This is a genomic window from Methylobacterium sp. B1 (assembly GCF_000333255.1).
GTDB lineage: Bacteria > Pseudomonadota > Alphaproteobacteria > Rhizobiales > Beijerinckiaceae > Methylobacterium > Methylobacterium fujisawaense.
Genome location: NZ_BACT01000229.1, coordinates 1 through 1,770, shown reverse-complemented (window position 1 = coordinate 1,770; position 1,770 = coordinate 1). Strand labels below are relative to the sequence as shown.

General features: G+C 72.8%; 2 protein-coding genes. Both read right to left on the bottom strand.

Annotated features, from left to right (window positions below; translation table 11 throughout):
- The coding region (locus I53_RS06330; RefSeq protein ID WP_043347989.1) for an NtaA/DmoA family FMN-dependent monooxygenase at nucleotides 1-1,062 on the bottom strand (1,062 nt) is incomplete at its 3' end.
- A partial coding sequence (locus I53_RS06325; protein ID WP_043347987.1) for an acyl-CoA dehydrogenase family protein occupies nucleotides 1,062-1,770 on the bottom strand: 709 nt, incomplete at its 5' end. The genes I53_RS06325 and I53_RS06330, both read right to left, overlap by 1 nt.

Genomic DNA, 1,770 nt, shown 5'->3' with positions numbered 1-1,770 from the left:
CTTCGTCAGCCCGCGCTTGGCCGCCGCCGCCGTGGCCGACTGGATGGCGTTGCCCGGCGCGTAGGGGATCGCCTCGTCGAGGCCGTAGCGGGCGAAGTCGATCCCCGTGGAGGCGGAGAAATGCGCGAGCCCCGCCTCCGGGCTCGCGTAGGACAGGTATTCGTCCCGCTTGGCCTCGGCCTCCGCCCGGGTCCGGCCGGGGATCACCGCGAGGCCGACGAAGACTTTCACGTCGTCGGGATTGCGGCCGGCCGCGACCGCCTCAGCCCGGATGGCGCGGACGGACTCGCGGGCGGTGGCCGTGTCGCGGGCGGAGATGAACACGCACTCGGCATGGCGGCCCGCAAAGGCGCGGCCGCGGCCCGAGGCGCCCGCCTGGTAGAGGACCGGCGTGCGCTGGGGCGACGGCTCGGACAGGTGGTAGCCGTCGACCGCGAAGAACTCGCCCCGGTGGGCGACCTTGCGGATATGGGCCGGATCGCTGAACACCCGGGCCGCCCGGTCGCGGCGCATGGCGGCGTCGTCCCAGCTGCCCTCCCAGAGCCGGTAGAGAACCTCCAGATACTCGTCGGCATAGTCGTAGCGCCGGTCGTGTGCCGGCAACGTGCCGCCGCTCTGGGCGCGGTGGGCGCTGTCGAGGTAGCCGGTGACGATGTTCCAGCCGATCCGGCCGCCGGTCAGGTGGTCGAGGGTCGAGAGGCGCCGGGCGAAGGTGTAGGGCGCCTCTTGGTGGACGTTGATCGTCACCCCGAAGCCGAGATGTTCGGTCACCGCCGCCATGGCGGTGATCATCACGGTCGGGTCGTTGACCGGGAGCTGCACGGCCTCCCGGGCGGTCACGTCGATGCCGTCGCCGTAGACGTCGTAGACGCCGATGATGTCGGCGATGAACAGGCCGTCGAACAGGCCGCGCTCCAGGAGCTTCGCCTGGTCGGTCCAGTAGCCCAGCGTGTTGTAGGCCGACGAGCGGTCGCGCGGGTGCGTCCAGAGCCCGTGATTGATGTGGCCCACGCAGGCCATGTTGAAGGCGTTCAACAGGATCTGCTTCTTCTGGGCGGCCATCAGAGCGCTCCGTGCCGGGGCGGCAGCCGGCCGTCGAGGTGGTAGGCGCCGATCCAGTGGTACTTCCAGCGCACCGGATCGTGCAGGGTGTGGGTGCGGACGTTGCGCCAGTAGCGGTCCAGCGCCTCGGCCCGGTCGGTGGCGGAGGTGCCGCCGAGTTCGAGGAGCCTGTTGGCCGCCCGCAGGCCCGCCCGGTGGCTCGCCGCCCGGGCCTCCGCCACCGCCACGGAGGCCGCCGCGACGTTGTCCGCATCGGGGGCGTCCTGCGCGGCGTCCACGAAGCGGCCGGCCCGCGTCAGCAGGGCGTCGGCCGCCGCGAGGCGGACCTGGACGTCGCCCAGCGCGTGGAGGGTCAGGGGATCCTCGCCCGCCCGGGTGACGCCGGAATCGATCCAGGGCCGGGCGCGGTCCCGCACGAAGGGCAGCGTCGCCGCGAAGGCGCCTTCGCCGATGCCGAGATCGATCCCGGCGTGCAGGATCTGCGCGAAGGGGCCGATGGCGGTGGGCCGCTCCAGCGAGGCCTGGAACGGCACCACCCAGCCGGGCTCCACGGCGACCCGCTCGAACACGACCGAGCCCGAGCCGGTGACCCGCTGGCCGAACCCGTCCCAATCGTCCACCAGGGTCACGCCCGGCGCGTCCCGGGGGATGAAGACCAGGTAGGTGGCCGTGCGGCCCGCCTCCTCGGCCTCGACCAGCGTCGGATGC